At 73.8% G+C, this 21,533-nt stretch carries 20 protein-coding genes and 1 pseudogene; 9 read left to right on the top strand and 12 right to left on the bottom strand.

Annotation, left to right across the window (positions count from 1 at the left end; all coding sequences use genetic code 11):
- Window position 1 precedes the first annotated feature (1 nt).
- The 5 genes from FHU30_RS35055 to FHU30_RS35075 all read right to left on the bottom strand — a co-directional run bounded on the left by FHU30_RS35055 (window position 2) and on the right by FHU30_RS35075 (window position 4,962).
- Window positions 2-901, bottom strand: a complete 900-nt coding sequence (locus FHU30_RS35055) for a carbohydrate ABC transporter permease (protein WP_253881838.1) — start codon at window positions 899-901, stop codon at window positions 2-4.
- Window positions 898-1,800, bottom strand: coding sequence for a carbohydrate ABC transporter permease (locus FHU30_RS35060; RefSeq protein WP_253881839.1), 903 nt, complete (start codon window positions 1,798-1,800; stop codon window positions 898-900). Before FHU30_RS35060 ends, FHU30_RS35055 begins: the two co-directional genes overlap by 4 nt.
- Before the next feature lie 73 nt (window positions 1,801-1,873).
- Window positions 1,874-3,112, bottom strand: a complete 1,239-nt coding sequence (locus tag FHU30_RS35065; protein WP_253881840.1) for an extracellular solute-binding protein — start codon at window positions 3,110-3,112, stop codon at window positions 1,874-1,876.
- A complete protein-coding gene (locus FHU30_RS35070) occupies window positions 3,109-4,134 on the bottom strand; it encodes a LacI family DNA-binding transcriptional regulator (protein WP_253881841.1) in 1,026 nt (341 codons plus the stop codon). Before FHU30_RS35070 ends, FHU30_RS35065 begins: the two co-directional genes overlap by 4 nt.
- Before the next feature lie 174 nt (window positions 4,135-4,308).
- The gene (locus FHU30_RS35075) at window positions 4,309-4,962 is read right to left on the bottom strand and encodes a class I SAM-dependent methyltransferase (RefSeq protein ID WP_253881842.1); all 654 of its coding nucleotides are present in this window, start codon (window positions 4,960-4,962) and stop codon (window positions 4,309-4,311) included.
- A 114-nt stretch (window positions 4,963-5,076) separates the two neighbouring features.
- On the opposite strand from FHU30_RS35075, the gene FHU30_RS35080 reads away from it, so the two are divergent.
- The 3 genes from FHU30_RS35080 to FHU30_RS35090 are packed head-to-tail and all read left to right on the top strand — an operon-like array spanning window position 5,077 to window position 10,133.
- The gene (locus FHU30_RS35080) at window positions 5,077-5,949 is read left to right on the top strand and encodes an alpha/beta fold hydrolase (protein WP_253881843.1); all 873 of its coding nucleotides are present in this window, start codon (window positions 5,077-5,079) and stop codon (window positions 5,947-5,949) included.
- Between the two features lie 27 nt (window positions 5,950-5,976).
- A complete protein-coding gene (locus FHU30_RS35085) occupies window positions 5,977-9,111 on the top strand; it encodes an ATP-binding protein (RefSeq protein WP_253881844.1) in 3,135 nt (1,044 codons plus the stop codon).
- Window positions 9,108-10,133: a lactonase family protein gene (locus tag FHU30_RS35090; protein WP_253881845.1), complete on the top strand. Its 1,026-nt coding sequence runs from the start codon at window positions 9,108-9,110 to the stop codon at window positions 10,131-10,133. Before FHU30_RS35085 ends, FHU30_RS35090 begins: the two co-directional genes overlap by 4 nt.
- Here FHU30_RS35090 and FHU30_RS35095 read toward each other — a convergent pair.
- Complete coding sequence (locus FHU30_RS35095) at window positions 10,130-11,299, bottom strand: FAD-dependent monooxygenase (RefSeq protein ID WP_253881846.1); 1,170 nt, start codon at window positions 11,297-11,299, stop codon at window positions 10,130-10,132. The genes FHU30_RS35090 and FHU30_RS35095 overlap by 4 nt on opposite strands.
- Before the next feature lie 61 nt (window positions 11,300-11,360).
- Here FHU30_RS35095 and FHU30_RS35100 point away from each other — a divergent pair, with 61 nt between their 5' ends.
- Window positions 11,361-11,813 (top strand): MarR family winged helix-turn-helix transcriptional regulator, encoded by a 453-nt coding sequence (locus tag FHU30_RS35100; RefSeq protein ID WP_253881847.1) that lies wholly within the window; start codon window positions 11,361-11,363, stop codon window positions 11,811-11,813.
- A 32-nt stretch (window positions 11,814-11,845) separates the two neighbouring features.
- On the opposite strand, the gene FHU30_RS35105 is transcribed toward FHU30_RS35100, so the two are convergent.
- Window positions 11,846-12,190, bottom strand: coding sequence for an avidin-fold protein (locus FHU30_RS35105; protein WP_253881848.1), 345 nt, complete (start codon window positions 12,188-12,190; stop codon window positions 11,846-11,848).
- A gap of 24 nt (window positions 12,191-12,214) precedes the next feature.
- Between FHU30_RS35105 and FHU30_RS35110 the strand changes: the two genes are divergently transcribed.
- Window positions 12,215-13,282 (top strand): WD40 repeat domain-containing protein, encoded by a 1,068-nt coding sequence (locus FHU30_RS35110; protein ID WP_253881849.1) that lies wholly within the window; start codon window positions 12,215-12,217, stop codon window positions 13,280-13,282.
- Here FHU30_RS35110 and FHU30_RS35115 read toward each other — a convergent pair.
- Window positions 13,260-13,790, bottom strand: a pseudogene (locus FHU30_RS35115) (YceI family protein). The gene FHU30_RS35110 and the pseudogene FHU30_RS35115 overlap by 23 nt on opposite strands.
- Before the next feature lie 144 nt (window positions 13,791-13,934).
- Between FHU30_RS35115 and sigJ the strand changes: the two are divergent.
- Window positions 13,935-14,876, top strand: coding sequence for an RNA polymerase sigma factor SigJ (gene sigJ, locus FHU30_RS35120; RefSeq protein WP_253881850.1), 942 nt, complete (start codon window positions 13,935-13,937; stop codon window positions 14,874-14,876).
- On the opposite strand, the gene FHU30_RS35125 is transcribed toward sigJ, so the two are convergent.
- From FHU30_RS35125 to FHU30_RS35135, 3 genes are all read right to left on the bottom strand, one after another.
- Window positions 14,821-16,377: an MFS transporter gene (locus tag FHU30_RS35125; protein ID WP_253881851.1), complete on the bottom strand. Its 1,557-nt coding sequence runs from the start codon at window positions 16,375-16,377 to the stop codon at window positions 14,821-14,823. The genes sigJ and FHU30_RS35125 overlap by 56 nt on opposite strands.
- Window positions 16,378-16,433: 56 nt before the next feature.
- The gene (locus tag FHU30_RS35130; RefSeq protein ID WP_253881852.1) at window positions 16,434-16,910 is read right to left on the bottom strand and encodes an RrF2 family transcriptional regulator; all 477 of its coding nucleotides are present in this window, start codon (window positions 16,908-16,910) and stop codon (window positions 16,434-16,436) included.
- A 78-nt stretch (window positions 16,911-16,988) separates the two neighbouring features.
- Entirely contained in the window at window positions 16,989-17,597 is a 609-nt protein-coding gene (locus FHU30_RS35135) for a TetR/AcrR family transcriptional regulator (protein ID WP_253881853.1), read from the bottom strand.
- Window positions 17,598-17,718: 121 nt separating this feature from the next.
- Here FHU30_RS35135 and FHU30_RS35140 point away from each other — a divergent pair, with 121 nt between their 5' ends.
- The 3 genes from FHU30_RS35140 to selD all read left to right on the top strand — a co-directional run bounded on the left by FHU30_RS35140 (window position 17,719) and on the right by selD (window position 20,853).
- Window positions 17,719-18,711, top strand: a complete 993-nt coding sequence (locus FHU30_RS35140; RefSeq protein ID WP_253881854.1) for an aldo/keto reductase — start codon at window positions 17,719-17,721, stop codon at window positions 18,709-18,711.
- Between the two features lie 106 nt (window positions 18,712-18,817).
- A complete protein-coding gene (gene senB / locus FHU30_RS35145; protein ID WP_253881855.1) occupies window positions 18,818-19,768 on the top strand; it encodes a selenoneine biosynthesis selenosugar synthase SenB in 951 nt (316 codons plus the stop codon).
- A 23-nt stretch (window positions 19,769-19,791) separates the two neighbouring features.
- The gene (gene selD, locus FHU30_RS35150) at window positions 19,792-20,853 is read left to right on the top strand and encodes a selenide, water dikinase SelD (RefSeq protein ID WP_253881856.1); all 1,062 of its coding nucleotides are present in this window, start codon (window positions 19,792-19,794) and stop codon (window positions 20,851-20,853) included.
- A gap of 40 nt (window positions 20,854-20,893) precedes the next feature.
- Here selD and FHU30_RS35155 read toward each other — a convergent pair whose 3' ends face one another.
- Window positions 20,894-21,520: a LuxR C-terminal-related transcriptional regulator gene (locus FHU30_RS35155; protein ID WP_253881907.1), complete on the bottom strand. Its 627-nt coding sequence runs from the start codon at window positions 21,518-21,520 to the stop codon at window positions 20,894-20,896.
- Window positions 21,521-21,533: the final 13 nt, after the last annotated feature.

A 21,533-nucleotide genomic window follows, 5' to 3' on the forward strand; every position in this document is an offset into this window, starting at 1 on the left:
GTCACTTGATGCCGGTGGAGGCGATGCCTTCGATGAAGAACCGCTGGAGGCACAGGAACAGCACGACGATCGGGGTGATGACGACCACCGCGCCGGCGAGCAGCAGCCCGTAGTGGGTGGTCTCCTCGTTGGAGAACAGGGCGAGCGCGACGGGCAGCGTGTACCTGTCCTGCGTCTGCGCCACGATGGCGGGCCACAGGAAGTTGTTCCACGCGTTGAGGAAGCTGAGCAGGGTGAGCGTCGCCAGCGCCGGGCGGCACAGCGGCAGGACGATCCGGAAGAAGATCCGGAACTCGCCGGCGCCGTCGATCCGCGCGGCCTGGAGCAGCTCGTCCGGGATCTCGGCGATGAACTGCCGCATGAGGAAGACGCCGAGCGGCCACACCAGGTACGGCAGCACCACGCCGAGCAGCGTGTCGGTGAGCCCGAGCCGGGTCACCACCACGAACTGGGGGATCACCAGCACGATCCCGGGCACCATCATCTGGGCCATGACCAGGCCGAACACGGCCCTCCTGCCCGGGAACGGCAGCTTGGCGAGCGCGTATCCCGCCATCGAGCAGAGCAGCAGGTTCGCGCTGACCTGCGCCGCCGCGACGAGGACGCTGTTGGTGAAGGTCGTGCCGAGGTGCAGCGAGGCGAGCATCTCCCGGTAGCCCGCGAGCGTCGGATGCGCGGGCAGGAACGTCGGCGGGGACTGCCTGATCTCGTGCTCCGGCTTGAACGAGCTGAGCAGCGTCCAGGCGAACGGCGTCACCACCAGCCCGAGGCCGAGCGAGAGCGCCGCGTAGATCGCGGTCCGCCGGAGCCGCTCGCCCCGGGCCCGCCGCGTGCGCGGCGGCGCGTCCCGGACGGAAGGGGCGGCCCCGGTGTCCCGGCCGGGCGCGGTGACCGTGCTCATCGGGCCTCCAGGTGCCGGGGCCGCAGGACGCGGAACTGGAGCAGGGCGACCAGGACGATCACGAAGAACAGCACGGTCGAGGCGGCGCCCGCGTAGCCGTAGTCGCCGCCGCCGAACTGCTGGTAGATCGCGAGCGACACCGACTCGGTGGCGCCGTCCGGGCCGCCCTTGGTCATGACCAGCGGCTCCTCCATGAACTGCAGGAAGCCGATCGAGGAGTAGACCGAGGTGAACAGCAGCGTCGGCCGCAGCATCGGCAGCGTGACGTACCGGAACCTCGCCCAGGCGCCCGCGCCGTCGGTCTCGGCCGCCTCGTACAGCTCGCGCGGCACGCCCTGGAGCGCGGCGAGGAACACCACCATGTCGAAGCCGAACCCGCGCCACGCGGCCATCGCGATCAGCGACGGCAGCGCGGTCCGCTCGTCGGCGAGCCACGCGGCGGTCGGCAGCCCGGCCGCGCGCAGCCCCTCGTTCAGCAGGCCCGACTGCGGGTCGAGGACGAACCGCCAGATCACCGCGACCGCCACGATGCTGGTCACGTGCGGCAGGAAGTACCCGACCCGGAACAGCGCCCGCGCGCGGTCCACGCCGCGGTGCATCAGCACGGCCGCGACCAGCCCGCAGCCGATCGTCAGCGGCACGCCTGCGGCGACGAACACCAGGGTGTTCCACGCTGCCTTCCGCATGACCTCGTCGTGGAGCAGCCGCCGGTAGTGCCGGAGCCCGACGAAGTCGACCGAGAACGGGTGCTGCGCGTCCGTGCTCCGCAGGTCGGTGACGCTCATGCCGAGTCCGGCCAGCAGCGGTCCCGCGTACAGGACCGCGAACACGGCCAGGAACGGCATGCTGAACAGCAGCCCGATCCGTCCTCGCCGCGCGTGCGCACGCCCTCGCCGCACCCGGCCTCCTCGGCGCGGCGGCCCTTCCCGCCCGGACGGGCGGACCCGTCCGAGCGGCTTCACGGCGGTCATGTCAGTCGCCCATGCCGAGCTGGTCGGCGCCCTTCTGCATGGCTTGGGCGGCCTGCTCCGGAGTCTCCTTGAGCAGCGCGAGCCTGCCCATCTCCCGCTCGACGACCCGGGCGACCTGCTCCCAGTTCGGGGTGGACGGCGGCGCCTTGGCGGTCTTGAGCGCCTCGCCGAACAGCGCCACCTGCTTGTCCGACGCCATCGCCGGGTCCTGCCAGGCGGCCGGCGTGGACGGCAGGTCGTTCTTGGTCTGGTACCAGCGGACCTGGACCTTGGGGTCGGTCAGCCACTTGACGAACCGCCACGCGGCGTCCCGGTTCTTGGTCCGTTTGAAGACCGCGAGGTCGCCGCCGCCCATCAAGGAGGTGTTGTTGCCCGCCGGGCCCTTCGCGTACGGCGCGAGGTCGAACTTCTTCTCGAAGCCCGGCCCGCCGTCCTTCTTCATCAGGTGGATCATCCACGGCCCGGAGTAGTACGCGGCGGCCTGGCCCTTGAAGAAGATGTTCGGGAAGGCGCCGGTGTCCACCTTGTTCGGCGCGGTGCCGTCCTCGTAGAACGACCGCCACTGCTTGAGCGCCGTGACGACCTGCGGGCTGTCGAACGTCCACTTCCCACCGGACGTGATGTCGCCGCCCGCCTGCCACACCAGCGGCAGCAGCTCCTGCCAGCTCCCGACCTGGTAGTTCTGGTACACGCCCATGGACGCGCCCTTGGCCTTGACCTGCCGCGCCCACTGCTTCGTCTCGTCCCAGGTCGTCGGCGGCTTCACGCCCAGGTCGCTGCGGTAGTAGAACGCCCGCGTCTCCACGTACCACGGGACGCCGTAGGAGGCGCCCTTGTAGACCGTGCTGTCCCACGCGCCGGGGAAGAATCCGCTCTTGTCGAACAGGTTGTTCGGGGTGACGTCGAGCGCGCCGGACTTGCCCAGCTCGCCCATCCAGGTCGTCCCGACCATGCTGACGTCGGGGGTGGCGTTGCCCGCGATGGCCGACACGAGCTTGTCGTGCGCCACGTCCATCCCCATCGAGGTCACCTTGATCTCGACGCCGGGGTTGGCCCGCTCGAACTCCTTGGCGAACGCGCCGAGGGCCTGGCCCTCGTCGCCCATCGCCCACACCGTGACGGTGCCCTTGATCCTGCCGGCGGAGACGTCCTCGGCCTTGCCGGACGTCCCGCCGCCGCCGCGCCCGCAGCCGGCCAGCGCCAGCACGACGGCGAGCAGGCCCGCGGTCGACTTCCTCATGCTTCCTCCAGGGGGTGGGTGCCGCAGCTGGCCCGGACGACCAGTTCGGTCGGGAGGGTCTGGTGGCGGGAGCCGGTGCGCTCCCCGCCGATCAGCTCGTCCAGCGCCCGGGCGGCGCGCGCGCCGAGCTCGCGCATCGGCTGCCGGACGGTGGTGAGGGCGGGCCGGGCGTGCCGGGCCGCCATGATGTCGTCCCAGCCGGTGACGGCGACGTCGGCCGGGACGGACAGGCCGAGCTCCTCGGCGGCCAGCAGCACGCCGAGCGCGATCTGGTCGTCCGCGCAGACGACCGCATCAGGCCGGCCGGTGCGCGCGAGCAGCTCGCGTCCGGCCGCGTAACCGCCCTCGACGGTGAACGCGCACGGCACGGGCGCGCCAGCGGGCAGGCCGAGCCGTTCGAGCACGCCCGTCACGCCGCGCCAGCGCTGCGCGATGTCGCTGCCGTCGCCCGCGCCGAGCAGCGTGAACGTCCGGTGGCCGTGCCCGACCAGGTGCTCGGCGAGCCGGACGGCGGAGTCGTGGTTCTCGGCCGCGACCAGGTCGGCGCCGGGCAGCGGCGCGCTGGCGATCAGCACCAGCGGGTGCCCGCCGCCGGCCAGCTCCGCCAGCAGGTCGTCCGGGACGGTGCCGCCGAACACCACCAGCCCGTCCACCCGGCCCGCCAGGTCGCGCACCAGCCGCGGCACCTCCGACCGGCCGCGGGTGGACAGCACGATCATCGACCGGCCCAGCTCGGACGCGACCTCCTCGCAGCCCATCAGCACCTCGGCGTAGTAGGGCCCGGACAGGTCGGGGAACACGATGCCGGTGGCGGCGTGCCGCCCCTCGGCGAGCGACACGCCCGCGCGGCTCGGCGTGAACCGCAGCGCCTCCGCGGCCTCCAGCACCCGGCGGCGGGTCTCGGGCGCGACCGGGCCGGTCCCGCGCAGCGTCCGCGACACGGTCGCGATCGAGACGCCCGCCCGCTCGGCGACCTCGTAGATGGTGGGCCCGTGGTCCGTACGGCGGGAGTCCTGAGTCACGATCCGTCCTATGTAAGCGCTTCCACTGTCCGGCGAACGCGTATGTAAGCGCTTCCACCGGATGCCCGGGAGTGTGCCACGGCAAAGCACCACCCGTAAACCCCCCACGCCACGGCCTCCGGCGGCGAAACCGCCGGGAACGTGGACGGCGGCAGCGCGAACGTTGCGGGCGGCTCAGGGGGTGGGTGGGTGTGCTACGCCGATGATGAACTCCTGCTCCGCCTCGCGGACGGACGCCGTCCAGCCCTCGGCGGCGAGCATCGCCGCCAGCGCGTCCGCGTCATGGAAGACCTTGACGACCCGGTATGCGCTGCCGTCTGGCAGGCGGCGCAGGACGGCGGGGGTCGCCTCGCCGGTCAGGACGGTCTCGGTGGCGGACGCGCGGGGGTTCTCGTCGATGAAGACGGCGCGTCCGTCCGGGGTGAGCATCGCGGCGACGCTCCGCCAGAACGCGGGCAGGCGCGCGGGCGGGATGTGCGAGAGCCATGCGGAGAAGAACACCGTGTCGTACCGTTTCTCCGGCCGCCAGGAGAAGATGTCCGCCTGGACGAACTCGACGTCCGGCCCGACCCGGGACCGCGCGATCTCCAGCATCTCGGCCGCCGCGTCCACCGCCGTCAGCGAGCGCGCCTTCGCGGCCAGCCGCCGAGTCCACTGGCCGGTGCCGCACGCCAGTTCCAGCACGTCACCGCCGATCGGCAGCTCGTCGAAACGCTCGATCAGCCGCCGCAGGCTCCCGCGCACCGCGTACACATGATCGTATTCCTCGGCGAACGCGCGGTAGAACGCGCGTTGCTCGGCCAGCAGGGCCTCTTCGCTCGGATCCATGAACCGACCGTAGACGGGGGCGCGGTGGTCGCTGATCGGGGGCTGATTAGGGGCTGATCGGGGGAGCGCAAGGTGGGGGGTGTCCGAGAGAGACGACTACAGATCGGGGACGTCATGAAGATCGAAGGGTTCGCTTACCGGCGGGTGCAGGTGGCCGACGGGGTGGCGCTGAACGCGGCCGTGGGCGGGTCGGGCAGCCCGGTCGTGCTGCTGCACGGCTTCCCGCAGACCCACCTGATGTGGCGGCACGTGGCCGCCGACCTGGCCGCCGACCACACCGTCATCGCCCCGGACCTGCGCGGGTACGGCGACAGCGACAAGCCCGCCGACCCCGACGGGACGGCCTACTCCAAGCGGGCGATGGCCGCCGACGTCGTGGCGCTGGCCCGCGAGCTGGGCCACGAGCGGTTCGCGCTGGCCGGGCACGACCGCGGCGCGCTGGTCGCGATCCGCGCCGGGCTGGACCACCCGGACGCCGTGACGCACCTGGCGTCCCTGGACGTCCTGCCGACGCTGGACATGTGGGACGTCATGCGGGGCGTCCGCGGCGCGATCGGGTTCCACCTGTACCTGATGGCGCAGCCGCCCGGCCTGCCCGAGCAGATGATCTCGGCCAGCGCGGACGCGTTCTTCGGCCACTTCCTGGACATCTGGACCAAGAACCCGGACGCGATCCCGGCCGAGGCGCGCGCGGCGTACCTGAAGGCGAGCCGCGAGGCCGTGCCGTCGATCGTGGCCGACTACCGGGCCTCGGCGGGCATCGACGTCGAGCACGACACCGCCGACCGCGAGGCGGGGCGGCGGCTGACCATGCCGGTGACCGTCCTGCAGCAGGACTGGGGCTCGGCGCTCGGCTTCGACGCCGCGGGCCTCTGGCGGGAGTGGGCCGGCGACCTGGACCACCGCACCGTCTCCAGCGGCCACTTCATGGCCGAGGAGGACCCGGCCGAGGTGACCAAGGCGCTGCGCGCCCTGCTCGCCCGGTGACCGGCGCGCGCCGATAGCGTGGGGGACGTGGGGGAGGTGACGTTCGGCGTCCTCGGGCCGCTGGCGGTGAGCGGCGCGGACGGCCGGTCCGTCGAGGTCCGGGGGGCCCGGCCGCGCGCGGTGCTGGCCCGGCTGCTGGTCGCCGGCGGCCGGGTCGTGCCCGCGTCGGTCCTGGTGGACGACCTGTGGGACGGCGACCCGCCGGAGAAGGCGCTCGGCGCGGTGCAGACCTTCGTCGGGACGCTGCGCCGCGCGCTGGAACCGGACCGTCCGCCGCGCACCCCGTCCCGGCTGCTGGTGACCGCCCCGTCCGGGTACGTGCTGCGCACCGCGCCCGGCGCGGTGGACGCGACGCGGTTCCGGGAGGCGGTCGCGGCGTCCGCCGGGCTGCTCGACGCGGGCCGGATCGCGGACGCGCACGCCCGCCTGGACGAGGCGCTCGGCTGGTGGCGCGGTCCCGCCTACGCGGAGTTCGAGGACCGGCCCTGGGCCCGCGGCGAGATCACCAAGCTGACCGAGCTGCGGCTGCTGGCGGTCGAGCGGCGCGCCCGTGCCGCGCTGGACCTGGGCCGCGCCGCCGAGACCGTGCCCGACCTGGAGGCGCACGCCGCCGCGCATCCGCTGCGCGAGGACGCGTGGGGGCTGCTGGCGCTCGCGCTGTACCGGTCGGGGCGGCAGGGCGACGCGCTCGGCGCGCTGCGGCGGGCCCGAGACGTCCTGCGCGAGGAGCTGGGCCTCGATCCGGGGGAGGACCTGCGCCGCCTGGAGGCCGACATCCTTGCCCAGGCCCCGCGGCTGCTCCCGCCGGAGACCGCCCGCCCCGCGCCCGCCGAAGCGCCGGCCGAGGCGTTCGTCGGGCGCTCCGACGAGCTGTCCGCGCTGGAGCAGGCCGCCGAGGCCGGACGGCCGGCCCTGGTGTCGGGCGGTCCCGGCACGGGCAAGACGGCGCTGACCCGCGTGCTGGCCGAGCGGCTGGCGGCGCGGGGCTGGACGACCGCGCGGGGCGCCGCGCCCGAGGTGCCCGGCGCTCCGGGCGGCTGGCCGTGGCAGCAGATCGTCCGGGACCTGGTCGCGGCGGGCCACGAGCCGCCGGACGATGTCGAGACCGCCGGGGCCGACCCGCTCCAGGCCCGCTTCCTGCGCCACCGCGCGATCGCCGGGTACCTCGCCCGGCTGGCTGTCGCGCGCCCGCTGCTGCTGGTCTTCGACGACCTGCACTGGACGGACGAGGAGACCCTCGCCCTGCTCACCACCCTCGTCACCAGCCTCGACACGACGCGGATCGCGATCGTCGGGACGTTCCGCGCGGGTGAGATCCCCGGCGCGCTCGCCGAGACCCTCGCCCGCCTCGCCCGCGCCGAACCCGCCCGGGTCTACCTCGGCGGGCTGGACGCGGCCGAGGCCGACCGGCTCGTCCGCGCCCTGGCGCCCGGCCCGATCACCGACGAGGCCGTGCGGGCGGTCCAGCGCCGCAGCGGCGGCAACCCGTTCTTCATCCGCGAGCTGGTCCGGCTCTGGGAGTCGGACGGAGCGCTGGACGAGGTGCCCGCCGGGGTCCGCGACGTCCTGCGGCACCGGTTCGAGGGGCTGGACGACCCGGCGCGCGGCGTCCTCAACCGCGCCGCGGTGCTGGGCGACGACATCGACCTGGACGTCCTCATCGCGCTCGGCGGCGACGAGGAGCGCGTCCTGGACGCCGTCGAGAGCGGCCTGCGGGCCGGGTTCCTCGCCGAGCCCGGACGCGGACGGCTCGCGTTCGCGCACCCGCTGATCCGCGAGACGCTGTACGCCGACCTGCCCGGCGCGCGTCGCGTCCGCTGGCACGCCCGCATCGCCGAACTGGTCGAACGCGCCCGTCCCGGCGACGTGGAGGCCATCGCCCACCACTTGGTGCGCGGTCCCGGCGGCCCGTCCGCCGCGCGCTACGCCCGCGCCGCCGCCGAACGCGCCGAGCGCCGCGTCGAACCCCGCAGCGCCCTGCGCTGGTGGCGCGCCGCCCTCGACAACGCGGACTCCGAAGCCGGCGTCGAGCCGCGCGAGATGCTGGAGATCCGGATGGGCCTCGGACGGGCGCTGGCGCTCACCGGGGACCTGGCCGGGGCGCGGCGGCAGCGGGCGACCGCGCTGGAGGCCGCCGAGGCGCTGGCCGATCCGCTGCTGGCGGCGCGCGTGCTCGGCGCGTTCGACCTGCCCGCGAACTGGACGTCCACCGACGACCCGGAACTCGCCGAGCGGACGGCCGAAACCGCCGAGCGCCTCCTCACCGCGCTGCCGCCCGCCGAGTACCCGGCCGAGCACGCGCGCCTGCTGGCGACCATCGCCATGGAGCTGCGCGCCGATGCCAGCGGACGCGGCGACGAGGCCGCCCGCGAGGCCGAGCACCTCGCCAGGTCCGTCGAAGACCCGCGGCTGCTGGCGTTCGCGCTCAACGCCCGCTACATGCAGACCTTCCACCGCGCGGGCCTGGCCGCCGAACGCGCGAAGCCCGCCGACGAGCTGCTGGCGCTCGCGCACGGCAACGGGCTCGTCCCGTACGAGATCCTCGCGCACCTGATCCTGGTGCAGTCGCGGGCGGCGCTGGCCGATTTCGCCGAGGCCGACCGGCACGCCGACGCGGCCGACGCGCTCGCCGACCGTTACGACCTGCCGCTTCCCAGCGTGTTCACCGACTGGTACCGGGCTTTGCGGACGGCCGAATCCGGGTCGCCGGAGGCCGCGAACGCGTACCGCCGCGCCGCCGCCCGCCTGGACGGCACCGGCATGAGCGGCGTCCAGGACGGCCTGCTCCCGCTCGCGCTCCTCGGCCTGCGCCTGCGCACCGGCACCGACGCCGCCGACCTGGCCGACATGGACTGGGGCCCCTACGAACCCTGGACGCGGCCGCTGCTCCTGCTGATGCGCGGACGCCGCGACGAGGCCGAAAAGGCTGCCCGCGACATCCCGCCCTCGCCTCGCGACCTGCTGTTCGAGGCCCGGACCGTCCTGCACGCCGAGACGGCCCGGCGGCTGGGCGACAGGGCCGCGATGCTCCGCCTGCGCGATGAGCTGCGGCCCGCCGCCGGGGAGCTCGCCGGAGCCGGAAGCGGCATGCTCACCTTCGGGCCCGTCCAGAATTGGCTCGACCGGTTGAACGAGGCACTAGAGCAGGGACCGACACCGTGAACCACGCACCGAAGACGTCCGGCGGCCTTGTCATCGGCAGTTCCGGGCCCGTCCCCGGCGTGGCCCTGCACCGGGCCCGGTACGACGCGTCCGGCATGGTGACCATCGAGCGGTCGATGCCGCTGGTCGAACCGTCCTATGCCGCCTTCGACGAGCGGCACGGCATGCTGCACGCCGTCCTGGAGGAGGACACCGGACGCGTCGCCTCGATCCCGCTCTACCTGGACGCGCAGGTCGCCGAGGCGTCGAGCGGGGGAGCGCTGCCCTGCCACCTGGCCGTCCACCCGGACGCGCCGTACGTGTTCGTCGCCAACTACGGCGACGGCGTCCTGTCCGTCCTGCCGACCGGCGAGGACGGGCGGATCACCGCGTCCGAACCCGTCCAGGCCATCGGCCACGAGTCCGGGTCGCACGCCCACATGGCCGCGATCTCCCCGGACGGCCGGTTCGTCCTGTGCACCGACCTCGGCGCGGACGCCGTCCACGTGTACGCGTTCGACCCGAGCACCGGGCGGCTCACCGCGCACGGCACCACCCGCGTCCCGGACGGCCGGGGCCCGCGCCACCTCGCCTTCCACCCGTCCGGACGGCACGCCTACCTGGTCAACGAGCTGTCCTGCACGCTCATCGTCTGCGCCTGGGACGTGGAGTCCGGCCGCCTCGAACCCGGCGCCGAACTCCCCACCCGCGGCGACGCGGCCAGCCCCGTCGCCAACTTCTCCGCTGCCGTCCGCGTCGCCCCGGACGGCCGCCACGTCTACAGCACGGACCGGGGCGACGACACGATCGCCGTCCATGCCGTCCTGGACGGCGGCGCGGCGCTGGAACCGGTCGAGATCGTCTCCTGCGGCGGCGACTGGCCGCGGGACATCGCCCTCACCTCGGACGGACGGCTGCTGTTCTGCGCCAACCAGCGTTCCCACACGGTGACGTCCTTCCGGCGCGAACCGGAGTCCGGACGCCTGACACCGGCCGCCGCGCCGCTGAACGTCCCCGCGCCGTCCTCGCTCCTGCCGCTCTAGCCCGCGCCGCCGCCCGCCGCCACCGCGTCGCGCGTCGCCGACGGGAGCGGCCCGTCGGTCAGCCGGTTGCTGAACCGGATGAGCAACTTGGTCTGGGACGTCTCGGGGATGCGGCGGCCGATGAACGGCGGGATGCGCCAGTTCGCCGGGTTGCGCCTGGCCATCCGCGACACCAGGTTGACGTGCGGGTAGCGGGCGCGTTCGTAGGCGCGCAGGCGGTCCGCCACAGGCTTGTCGTCCTTGGCGAGTTCGCGCCCGAGCACCCAGGCGTCCTCGAAGGTCTGGTTCGCGCCCTGCCCGAGCGTCGGCGGCATGGTGTGCGCGGAGTCGCCGAGCAGCGTGATCCGGCCCTCGCCCCAGACGCGGCGGACCTTGTTCCAGCGGTGGCCGAAGAAGTCCAGGTCGTCCTCGGTCGCGGCGGCGAGCACCTGCGGGACGGGGTAGGCCCAGTGGCCGAACCGGTCGCGCAGCATCTCCAGCGGGGCGTCCGGGCGCGGGTCGGACGGCTTCCAGCGCACGTCGAACCACCACTGGAGCAGGCCCGGACCGGCCGGGATGAGCCCGCAGGCGCCCTCCTTACCGGTGATCATGTAGTGCAGGGTCGTGTCGGTGATGTCGATGTCGATCGGGCTGAGCCCCTGCCAGGTGCCGAACGACGCGGGCCGGACGGTCCCCTCGCCCCACAGCTGCCGCCGGACGGCCGAGTGGATTCCGTCCGCGCCCACCAGGAGGTCGCCGGTGACCGACGTGCCGTCCTCGAAATGGGCCGTGACGCGGTCGGCGTCGTGCTCGACGCGCGTGCAGGCCATGCCGTGCCGGATCAGGTCGTCCGGGAGGCCGTCCGAAAGCAGGTCCACGATCTGGCGGCGGGAGATCGAACGGGTCGGGAAGCCGTAGGTCTCCGCCGTGTGCGCGAGGTCCATGGTGGTGCGCAGGCGGCCGCCGTCGGTGCGCGCGTCGATCCGGTCGATGCGCCCGCCGATGCCGTCCAGGCTGATGCCGAGGTCGCTCAGCACCGCCGCGCCGTTGCCGAAGATGGTGAGCGCCGCGCCGCCGGTCCGGCGGGCGGGGGCCCGCTCGAAGACCCGCACGCGGTGCCCGTCCGCCAGCAGCCGCCGGGCCGCGGCCAGCCCGCCCACCCCTGCGCCGATCACGATGACGTCCATATCTTCTCCCATCGGAGTATCTCCGCTTCGAAGATACATCGGAAAGCAGTAGAGTGGAACCGTGCCCGACAGTCACCCGGCGGCGGACCTGTACCGCGAGTTCGTGATCTCGTTCATGCTGCACAACCAGGCGGTCGCCGAACGGCTCGGCCTGCAGACCGTGGACGTCGCCGCGCTGATCCTGATGGAGATGCGCGGCCCGCTCCCGGTCGGCGCGATCTCCGCCGAGCTGGACCTGCCCTCGGCGTCCGCGACCCGGCTCGTCGACCGCCTCGAACGCGGCGGCTACGTGCGCCGCACCCGCAGCGCCCAGGACCGTCGCGCGGTCATCGTCGAGCCGGTCGAGGACGGCATGGCCGGGTACTACGAGGCGGCCATGACCTCACAGCGCCACCTGGAGAAGGTGGCGGAGCACTTCGGCCCCGAGCAGGCCGCGGTGATGCTGGAGATGTTCACCCACGTCGCCGCCGCCTACCGCGGCGCGACCCAGGAACTGCGCGACAAGCCCACCTGACGGCGAGCAGAACCGGGCCGCGCGTCAGCTCGTCAGCGGACCTCTTCGACCGCGCTGGTGCCCGAGCCGGGACGCGACTCCCACTCCCAGGTCTCGTCCAGCCGGAGCCGGCCGTCCGGGAGGAGCCGCAGTTCCGACACGCAGTGCCCGGTGGACGTCTCGCCGACCGCGTTGAGCTGCGCGTACCGGAACTCGATCCGGTCGCCCGCGCGGACGCCGACCAGGAAGCCGCGCCGGATCTCGCCGCCCGCGTACTCGGCCCAGATCTCGCCGCCGCGCTCGTGGTAGGCGAACTCGGTCGCGGTGCCGACCTCCCCGCCGACCGTGTCGGCCACGGCGCGGAAGCGGCGCCCGTCCAGCGACGGCATACTGCTCATAAGATCATTTTAGGGGAGGCGGGCATGGCGTCGTCCCGGGCCCCGGGGGCCGAGGTGCTGCTCCAGCGGCGGTGGCCGATCACGCAGGTCGCGTTCAACACGACCGGGCACGCGCTCGCGGTCGTCCCCGAACGCGGGAACGCGCAGCTGTGGGACGCCAGCAGCCGCGAGCCGGTGCCGTCGGAGCCGGAGCGGCACGCCAGCCAGCGCAAACGCCGCCAGGAGCGACGCGCCCGCGGCGACCTCGACGCCCGGCACGTGGAGATCGCCGAGTGCGTGGCCTTCAGCCCGGACGGCCGCACGCTCGCCGTCGGCGGCTACTACAGCAACAACATCGGCGACCCGTTCCCGCCGGTCTGGGTCGTCAGCCTGCGCGACGCGGAGACCGGCGCGTACCTGGGCGAACCCTTCGTGGACGACGCGCAGATGCCCATCTACGCAGGCCACACCGACGAGCTGACCTGCATCGCGTTCTCGCCGGACGGAACGGTCGTCGCCACCGCGAGCCTCGACGGAACCGTGCGGCTCTGGGACGTCGCGACCGGCCGTCCGCGCGGCTGCTCCCGCGTCGGCGGGGACGAGGCGCGCGCGTGCGCGTTCAGCCCGGACGGACGGCTGCTCGCGGTCGGCGACTCCGAGGGGCCCATCCTGGACCCCGAAGGACGCGTGGAGTTCTGGACTCCGGACACGCTGTCGGAACGCGGCGAACGCCTCGAATGCCTCAGCGAGGCCGTCCACGATCTGGCCTTCAGCCCGGACGGCCGCGCGCTGGTCACCGCTGACGGCGATGGCGTCCAGTTCTGGGACGTCGCCGCGCGCGAACCGGTCGGTGACCCGCTGCCCGGGCCTCCGGCGCGCGGCCTCGCGTTCAGCCCGGACGGCGGCATCCTCGCGACCGCCTGCGAGGACGGCGCGATCCGCCTCTGGGACGCGTCCGGGCGCCGTCCGCTCGGTGGCCTGCTGACCGGACACGACGGTCCGGTCAACAGCGTCGCCTTCAGCGCGGACGGCCGCCTGCTGGCGTCGGCCGGGGACGACGGCACCGCGCGCCTCTGGAACCTCCCCGGCCTCAAGGACGCCGGACGGCGGTGACGTCGATCTCCAACTCGACCTTCGGGCTCACGAACAGCTTGCTCATGGCGTTCTGGTTGACACCCCAGTCGTTCCGGTCGATGACCGTCCGGGCCTCGGCGGCTACGGTGCCGTCCTTGACGTCGGTCAGCTTCAGGTCGAGCGTGATCGGCCGGGTCACGTCGCGGATCGTCAGGTCGCCGGTGACGCGGAACGCCGTGCCGTCCAGCGCCCGCACCTACGTGGAGGTGAACGAGGCGGTCGCGTGGTCCTGAGCCCGCAGGTACTGCTTGAGCACCAGCTTGTCGCGGATCCCGCTGCCGGTCTGGAAGCTGTCCGCGCGGATCGTGAGGCGGACGGACGAGCGCGACGGGTCCCCGGCGTCCAGGTGCGCGCTGCCTTCGAACCGCTCGAAGTGCCCGCGCACGCGGCTGCCGCCGGTGTGCTTGGCGACGAAGCCGATCCGCGAGCGCCCGGCGTCGAGGACGTAGTCGCCGGCAAGCTCATCAAGCCTGGTCAGGGTGGACATAATGGGGCACTCCCAAGTTCGTAGGGCGGGTCGTTCGGCGATACGACGACGCGGCTCCGCCGAATGTGAGGTCGCGGTCCACCTCACATTCCGGCCCGCTGTCCCGTCTTACAGGGGAAGGCCACGACGAACGAGGGGGACGAGATGGACGGCATGGACGGCACGGGCGGTGTGCACGACGAGGCGCTCAGCGCGGTGATGAGCGAGCGGCGGCACCTGATCAACCTGGCGTACCGGCTGCTCGGCTCCCTCGCCGACGCCGAGGACGCCGTCCAGGAGACCTACGCGCGCTGGTACGCGATGCCGCGCGAGCAGCAGGACGCCATCGGCAACCCCGCCGCGTGGCTGACCCGCGTCGCCGGCCGCGTCTGCCTGGACGTGCTCGGCTCGGCGCGGGTGCGGCGCGAGAGCTACGTGGGGGAGTGGCTGCCCGAGCCGGTCCCCGGACGCGCCGCCTGGCTCGACGAGCGGCCCGGCGACGGCAACGCCGACCCGGCCGACCGCGTGACGCTGGACGAGTCGCTCAACATGGCCTTCCTGGTCGTCCTGGAGTCGATGACCCCGGCCGAGCGGGTGGCGTTCATCCTGCACGACGTGTTCCGGTACCCGTTCGCCGAGGTCGCCGGCATCGTCGGCCGGAGCCCGGCGGCGTGCCGCCAGCTGGCCTCCTCGGCGCGCCGCCGCCTGGACGCGTCCCGCACCCCGGCGCCCCCGGCCGCGCAGAGCGCCCGGATCGTCCGGGACTTCCGGAAGGCGTGGGAGGCCAAGGACATCGGCGCGCTCGTCGGGCTGCTCGCCCCGGACGCGGTCGCGGTCGGCGACGGCGGCGGGATCGTCGCGGCGATGCTGGAGCCGATCGAGGGCGCCGCCGCGATCGCGGCCTACCTGGTCGACCTCATGGCCCGCGCGGCCGGCATGGGCCAGGGCATGGACCTGATGGAGCAGACCGTGAACGCCCAGCCCGGCCTGGTCGTCCGGCACGAGGGCACCACCGCCGCCGTCTTCGCGTTCGAGTTCGAGGACGACCGCATCAAGCGGATGTGGTGCGTCCGGAACCCGGAGAAGCTGCGTCCGTGGGCGGGCTGAGGACGGGCCGGCCGTGGTGCCGGGTGACCACCAGGTAGGGGAGGCACAGCAGCGCCACGCCCGCGCACACGGTTATCGCCAGGGCCGCGCCGACCGGCAGGAGCAGGCCGCCGAGCGCCGTGCCGAGGGCGATGCCGCCGTAGAGCGCGGCCGCGTTCAGGCCGATGACCACGGCGGTCTCCTCCGGCGCCGCGTTGATCAGCCGGACCTGCTGCGCGGGGGTCTGGAACCACGTCGCGGCGCCCCAGGCGACCATCAGCACGGCCGTCAGCGGCAGCCAGTGGACGCCCGCGTACGCCGCGGCCGCGAACGCGGCCAGCGTGGCGGTCAGCCCGGTGAAGCCGACGGCCTGGACGCGGAACGGCCCGTGCCGGTCGACCCTGGAGCCCGAGAGGAGGTTCCCCAGCACGGCGCCGACGCCGTACAGGAACAGCAGCCACGCCTCCTCCGACGCGTCCGCGCCCAGTGCGCGCAGGACCGGCACCGCGAACGCGTACAGGCCGTACCCGGCGGCGATCCCGGCAACGGTCAGCGGCAGGATCGCGAGGACGCCCGGCCTGCGCAGCGCCGCCAGCCGCTTCGTGAGCGGGACGGGCGGCGAACCCGGCAGCGCGGGCATCACGGCGAGGACGCCGACCGCCGCCACCGCGCACAGCACGGCGACCAGACCGAGCGCCGCGCGCCAGTCCAGGGCGCGTTCGGCGAGGTTGCCCAGCGGGACGCCGAGCGCGGTCGCCATCGTCAGCCCGCCGATCACCACCGCGAGTGCCCGCGCCCGCTGGGCGGGCGCGACCAGGGACGACGCGACCGCGCCCGCGTTCGGGGTGAACGCCGCCGCGCCGACCGCCGCGAGCACGCGCGTCGCCATCAAGACCCCGAAGTCCGGCGCCAGCGCCGAGCCGAGGTTGGCCAGCGCGAGGACGACCAGCGCGCCCACCAGCAGCGCGCGGCGCGGCACCCGCGCCAGCAGCGTGGCCAGCACCGGGGACAGCGCGGCGTAGGTGATCGCGAACACCGTCGCCGACTGCCCAGCCGCCGACTCCGACACGTGCAGCGACCGCGACATCGCGGGCAGGAACCCGGCGACGACATAGGCGTCCGTCCCCACCGCGAACGTCCCCAACGCCAGAATCCCGACCCCCCCAAGCCCCCGCGACCCCGCGCCCCCCGCGTCCGCACCCCGCGTCCCCACGTCCCGCACCTCGGCACCCCGCGTCCCCACGTCCCGCACGTCCGCGTCCTGCGGCGCCGCGTTCCGCACGTCCCGCGCGTCCGCGTTCCGCGCGTCCGCGTTCCGCGCGTCCGCAACCTGCGGCGCCGCGTCCCGCGCGTCCGCAACCGGCGACAGCGTGCCCTGCGGCGGCGCGGCCTGCGGTGCCGCGTCCCGTGGCACTGCGTTCGGTGGCGGTGCGTTCTGCGCTGGCTTGTCTTGTGCGGTGGGCTTCTGCTCGGCCGCGTTCGCCGCTGCGGCGTGGTAGCGAGCTATCGGGATATTTGGCATCCCTGTTCCTTTCGCGGTCGGGCCCGGCCCGGTTCTGTGCGGGGCGGGTCAGGTGGTCAGGCGTTGGTGCTGCTCATGCGCTGGTAGTTGCGGCGGGTGCGCTCGGCGCTGTGGGGGCTGCCGGCCATCAGGTCGGCGATGGTGTGGGCGGCGAGCTCCCGCCGCCAGGCCGTCTCGGCGCGGCGCATCACCGACGAGATGCCGCACGGTTTGGCGAACTCGGACGGCGCGCCGCCCATGCCGCGCTGCCGGACCTCGGTGCAGCAGAAGAGGGCGTCCAGGCCGTCCTCCAGGGCGGCGACGACCTCCATGACGGTGATCCGCCCGGGCGGGCGCGCCAGCGCCCAGCCGCCGCGCGCGCCCGGGGACGAGGTGAGGATCCCGGCCCGGGCCAGCGCCTGGAGCCGCTTCTTCAGGTACTCCTGCGGGAGGTCGAACCAGAGCGCCAGCCGCCGGATCGAGACCGGGGTCTCGTCGTCCAGCCAGCCCAGGGTCACGCAGCAGTGCAGGCCCCATTCGACGCTCTCGCCCATCCGCATAACCGGGACTATACACATCCCGGTTAGGGTTCGCATCCGCCCGGGGTGCATGAGTGAGCGCGTATGGGCAGGTCAGAGGCGGCCGGGCGTGGCGGTTCCGGCGCCGCGCAGGAAGGTGTCCACGACGAGCGTCGCCATGGTGTCGGTGTCGTCGGCGTCCGTCCGGTGCAGGTCGGCCTGGTGGATGAGCGCGTAGTAGACGCGCCGGGCCCAGGGGACGTCCAGGTCGGCGCGCAGGATGCCCGCGTCCTGGGCGCGGCGGAACATCCGCTCGCACGTCTCGCGGATCTCGGCGTGCACGCGCTCCACCTCCGGGTCGGACGAGGACGCGCGGCTCATCGCGAACCCCCAGCTGACCTTCACGCCCAGCACGTTCGCGGTCGTCTGGTACAGCGCGACCAGCGGCGGCGCGGTGTCGGGGTGCGCGGCCTCCACGGCGTCCGCGAAACGGCGGGTCGCCCAGACCGCGAGCGCGTCGATGAGCGCCTCGCGGGTGGCGAAGCGCCGGTGCACGGTCGTGCGGGCCACCCCTGCCGCCTCGGCGATCTGCTCCATCGTGGCCGCCGGGTCGGCGCTGAGCGTGCGCTCGGCCGCCTCCAGGATCGCGGTCACCGTCCGCTCGGCGTCCGCGCGAAGGGGACGGCGGCCCGCCGCCGGGGCCGCCTGCCGCTGAGTCGTCATGCCGGAAAGTATACGTGTCGGTCGCTGTTCTTCCCAGACTTGCAACATTGATGTTGCAAGTTGTAGCTTCCTCGCATCGCAGCTGATGCGGCTACGGATTCTCCCTGGAAGGTTGGAAGCGATGGAGTACACGCGTCTCGGCCGGAGCGGCCTCTCGGTCTCCCGGCTCGTCCTCGGCACCATGAACTTCGGCGCGGAGGCGACCGAGCAGGACAGCCACGCGATCATGGACTCGGCCCGCGACCAGGGCATCACCTTCTTCGACACCGCCAACGTGTACGGGCGGCAGCTCGGCGAAGGGGTCACTGAGCAGATCGTCGGCCGGTGGTTCGCGCAGGGCGGCGGACGCCGCGAGAACACCGTCCTGGCGACGAAGGTGTACCTGCCGATGGGGGAGGGCCCGAACGAAAGCGGCCTGTCCGCGCTGCACATCCGGCGCGCGGTCGAGGGCTCGCTGAAGCGGCTCCAGACCGACCACATCGACCTGTACCAGATGCACCACATCGACCGGACGACCCCGTGGGAGGAGATCTGGGAGGCGTTCTCGGTGCTGCGCCAGCAGGGCAAGGTGCTGTACTTCGGATCGTCCAACTTCGCCGGGTGGAACATCGCGCAGGCGCAGGAGGCGGCCCGCACGCGGCACTTCCTCGGCCTGGTCAGCGAGCAGTCGATCTACAACCTGATGACGCGCTGGGTCGAGCTGGAGGTGCTGCCCGCCGCGCGGCACTACGGCGTGGGCGTGATCCCGTGGTCGCCGCTGCACGGCGGGCTGCTCAGCGGCGTCCTGCGCAAGCAGCGCGAGGGCGTCGCGGCGCGCAGCGGCAAGGGCCAGTGGGCCGAGACGCTCGACCAGCACCGCGACACCCTGGCCGCCTACGAGAAGCTGTGCGCCGACCTCGGCGAGGACCCCGCGCACGTCGGGCTCGCGTGGCTGCTCGCCCAGGACGGCGTGACCGGCCCCATCATCGGCCCCCGCACGCTCGGCCAGCTGGACGGCTCGCTGCGCGCCCTCGACATCACCCTGGACGCCGACACCCTCGCCAAGCTGGACGAGCTGTTCCCGCCGCCCGCCCCGAACGGCGCCAAGCCCGCCCCCGAGGCATACGCCTGGTAACGCGGCAGCCCGGTAGCCCGGCAGGTCTGCGGCATATGATCGGCAACGTGTGGGAACGGACGGTCCGCGACATCCTCGGCGGCCTGCGGACGGGCGCGGTCGGCCCGTGATCCTGCTGGCCACCCCGACCGCGCCGGGCAGCACGCACGGCAACGGCGTCTCCACGCGCCGCTGGACCCGGATCCTGGAAGACCTCGGCCACACCGTCGAGGTCGCCGAGGACTACCGGGCCGGCGACCACGCCATGCTGCTCGCCATGCACGCCCGGCGCGGCGCCGCCGCCGTGCGCGCCTTCCGCGCCGACCACCCGCGCGCCCCGATCGTGCTGGCGCTCACCGGCACCGACCTCTATCCCGACTTCTCCGGCATCGACCGCGCGATGCTCGCGCTGACCGACCGGCTGATCGTCCTGCAGCCGCACGGCCTGGTGCAGGTCGGCCCCGACCTGGCCGGACGGACCCGCGTGATCGTCCAGTCGGTGCCCGCGATCGAGCGGCGCCCGCCGCGCGGGGACTGCTTCGAGGTCGCCTTCCTGGCTCATGCCCGTCCGGTCAAGGACCCGCTGCGCCTGCCCGAGGCGACCCGCCTGCTGCCGCCCGGCTCCCGCATCCGCGTCACCCACGTGGGCAGGACCCGGGCGCCGGAGCTCGCCGGCGTGCTCACCGCCGAGACCGCCGCCAACCCGCGCTACGACTGGCTCGGCCCGGTCGGGCGCGAGCAGGCCCTCGCCGTCCTGGCCCGCAGCCGGCTCATGGCCCTTACCTCGCTGCACGAAGGCGGCGCCAACGTCATCTCCGAGGCCCTGGCCGCCCGCGTCCCGATCATCGCCTCGCACATCCCGAGCTCGGTCGGCCTGCTCGGCGAGACCTATCCCGGGTACTTCCCACCTGGCGACACCGCCGCCCTGGCTGAACTCCTCTACCAGGCCGAACACGACTCCGACTTCTACGCCGCCCTCGCCGACCACTGCGCCGCGCTCGCTCCCATGGTCGACCCCGCCCGCGAGAGGCAAGCCTTCGCCTCACTCCTGAAGGAACTGAACGTCACGCCCCACTGAGCCACCGCTGCGGAGGACCTGGCATGGGTGCATCGTCTTACGGGACCGTCAAGCTCACCGCGTTGTCCCCCGGAGCGGGATGCGCCTGCAAGCTTCCGCTCAGCAAGCTGGAAGGGCTGTTCGCCTCGCTCGGCAGCGCGGGCCTGGAAGCGGCCTCGGGGGATCTGCTCATCGGCGCGGCAGAAGGCGACGACGCGGCCGTCCTGCGGCTGGACGACGAGCGCGCGCTGATCCTCACCACCGACTTCTTCACCCCGATCGTGGACGACCCCTACGACTGGGGACGCATCGCCGCCACCAACGCGCTGTCCGATGTGTACGCGATGGGCGGCCGTCCGCTGATGGCGGTCAACCTCGCCGCATGGCCCGGCGACGCCCTGCCCGTGGAGATGCTCGCCGACGTCATGCGCGGTGGTGCGGACGCCGCCCGGGCTGGCGGCTGCTTCGTGGTCGGCGGCCACACCATCAGCGATCCCGTGCCCAAGTACGGCATGGCGGTGGTCGGGCTCGCGCATCCGGACCGGCTCCTGGCGATCGACCAGGTGACCGCGGGATGCCGGCTCGTCCTGACCAAGGCCATCGGGACGGGCGTGGTCTCGACGGGCGTCAAGCGCGGCATGGCCTCGTCGGAGAGCGTCGCGGCCGCGGTGGCGTCGATGACCACGCTCAACGCTGTCGCCTCGGAGGTCGCGCTGGCGGCCGGGGTGAAGGCCGCGACCGACGTGACCGGGTTCGGGCTGCTGGGCCATCTGCACCGCATGATGCGCGCCAGCGGCCTCGCCGCCGAGATCCACGCGGCGAGCGTCCCGCTGCTGCCGGGCGCCGTGGAGCTGGTCGCCGCCGGGTTCGTCCCGGGCGGGACGAACGCGAACATCAGCCACCTCGCCGATTTCGTGACCATCGGCAGTGGCGTTTCAGACGAACTCGGCGTGCTGATGCACGACGCGCAGACCTCCGGCGGGCTGCTCCTGGCCATCGAGGACGACCCGGACGACCTGCTGAACGAGCTGCGCGACCGGGGCGTCCCCGCCGCCCTCGTCGGCAGCGCGAGCCACGGCGAACCCGGACGGGTCACCGTCGTCTGAAACCCCGGACCCGCCGCCGGGCCAGACCCTGCTGAGCGCGCTATTCGCGCAGGTCGGAGCGCAGGTAGGCCAGGACGGCTCGGACCCGGCGGTGGTCGTCCTCGTCCGGCGGCAGGTCCAGCTTCGCGAGGATGGCGCGGATGTGCTTGGCCACCGCGGCGTCGCTCACGAGCAGCGCGCGGGCGATCGCCGCGTTGGACCGGCCCTCCGCCATCAACGCCAGCACCTCGCGCTCGCGGGGGCTGAGCGCGTTCACCGGATCGCGGCGGCGCAGCAGCAGCCGGCGGACGACCTCCGGGTCCACGGCGGTGCTGCCCGCCGCGACCCGCGCGACCGCCTCGGCGAACTCCTCGACGTCCCCGAGCCGGTCCTTCAGGAGGTAGCCGACGCCCGCGCCGCCGTGCGAGGACAGCAGCTCGGCGGCCGAGTCGCGCTCGACGTACTGGCTCAGGACCAGCACCGGCAGCCGCGGGCGCGCCGCGCGCAGCTCCAGCGCGGCGCGCAGGCCCTCGTCCGAGAAGCCCGGCGGCATCCGGACGTCGGTGACCACCAGATCGGGTTCGTGCTCCGCCACCGCCGCGACCAGCGCGGCCGCGTCGCCGACCGCCGCGACCGTCCGGTGGCCGAACCGCCGGAACAGCCCGGGCAGCCCCTCGCGCAGCAGCATGCCGTCCTCGGCG

Origin of the sequence: Actinomadura rupiterrae (genome assembly GCF_024172125.1) — a bacterium.
GTDB classification, from domain to species: domain Bacteria; phylum Actinomycetota; class Actinomycetes; order Streptosporangiales; family Streptosporangiaceae; genus Spirillospora; species Spirillospora rupiterrae.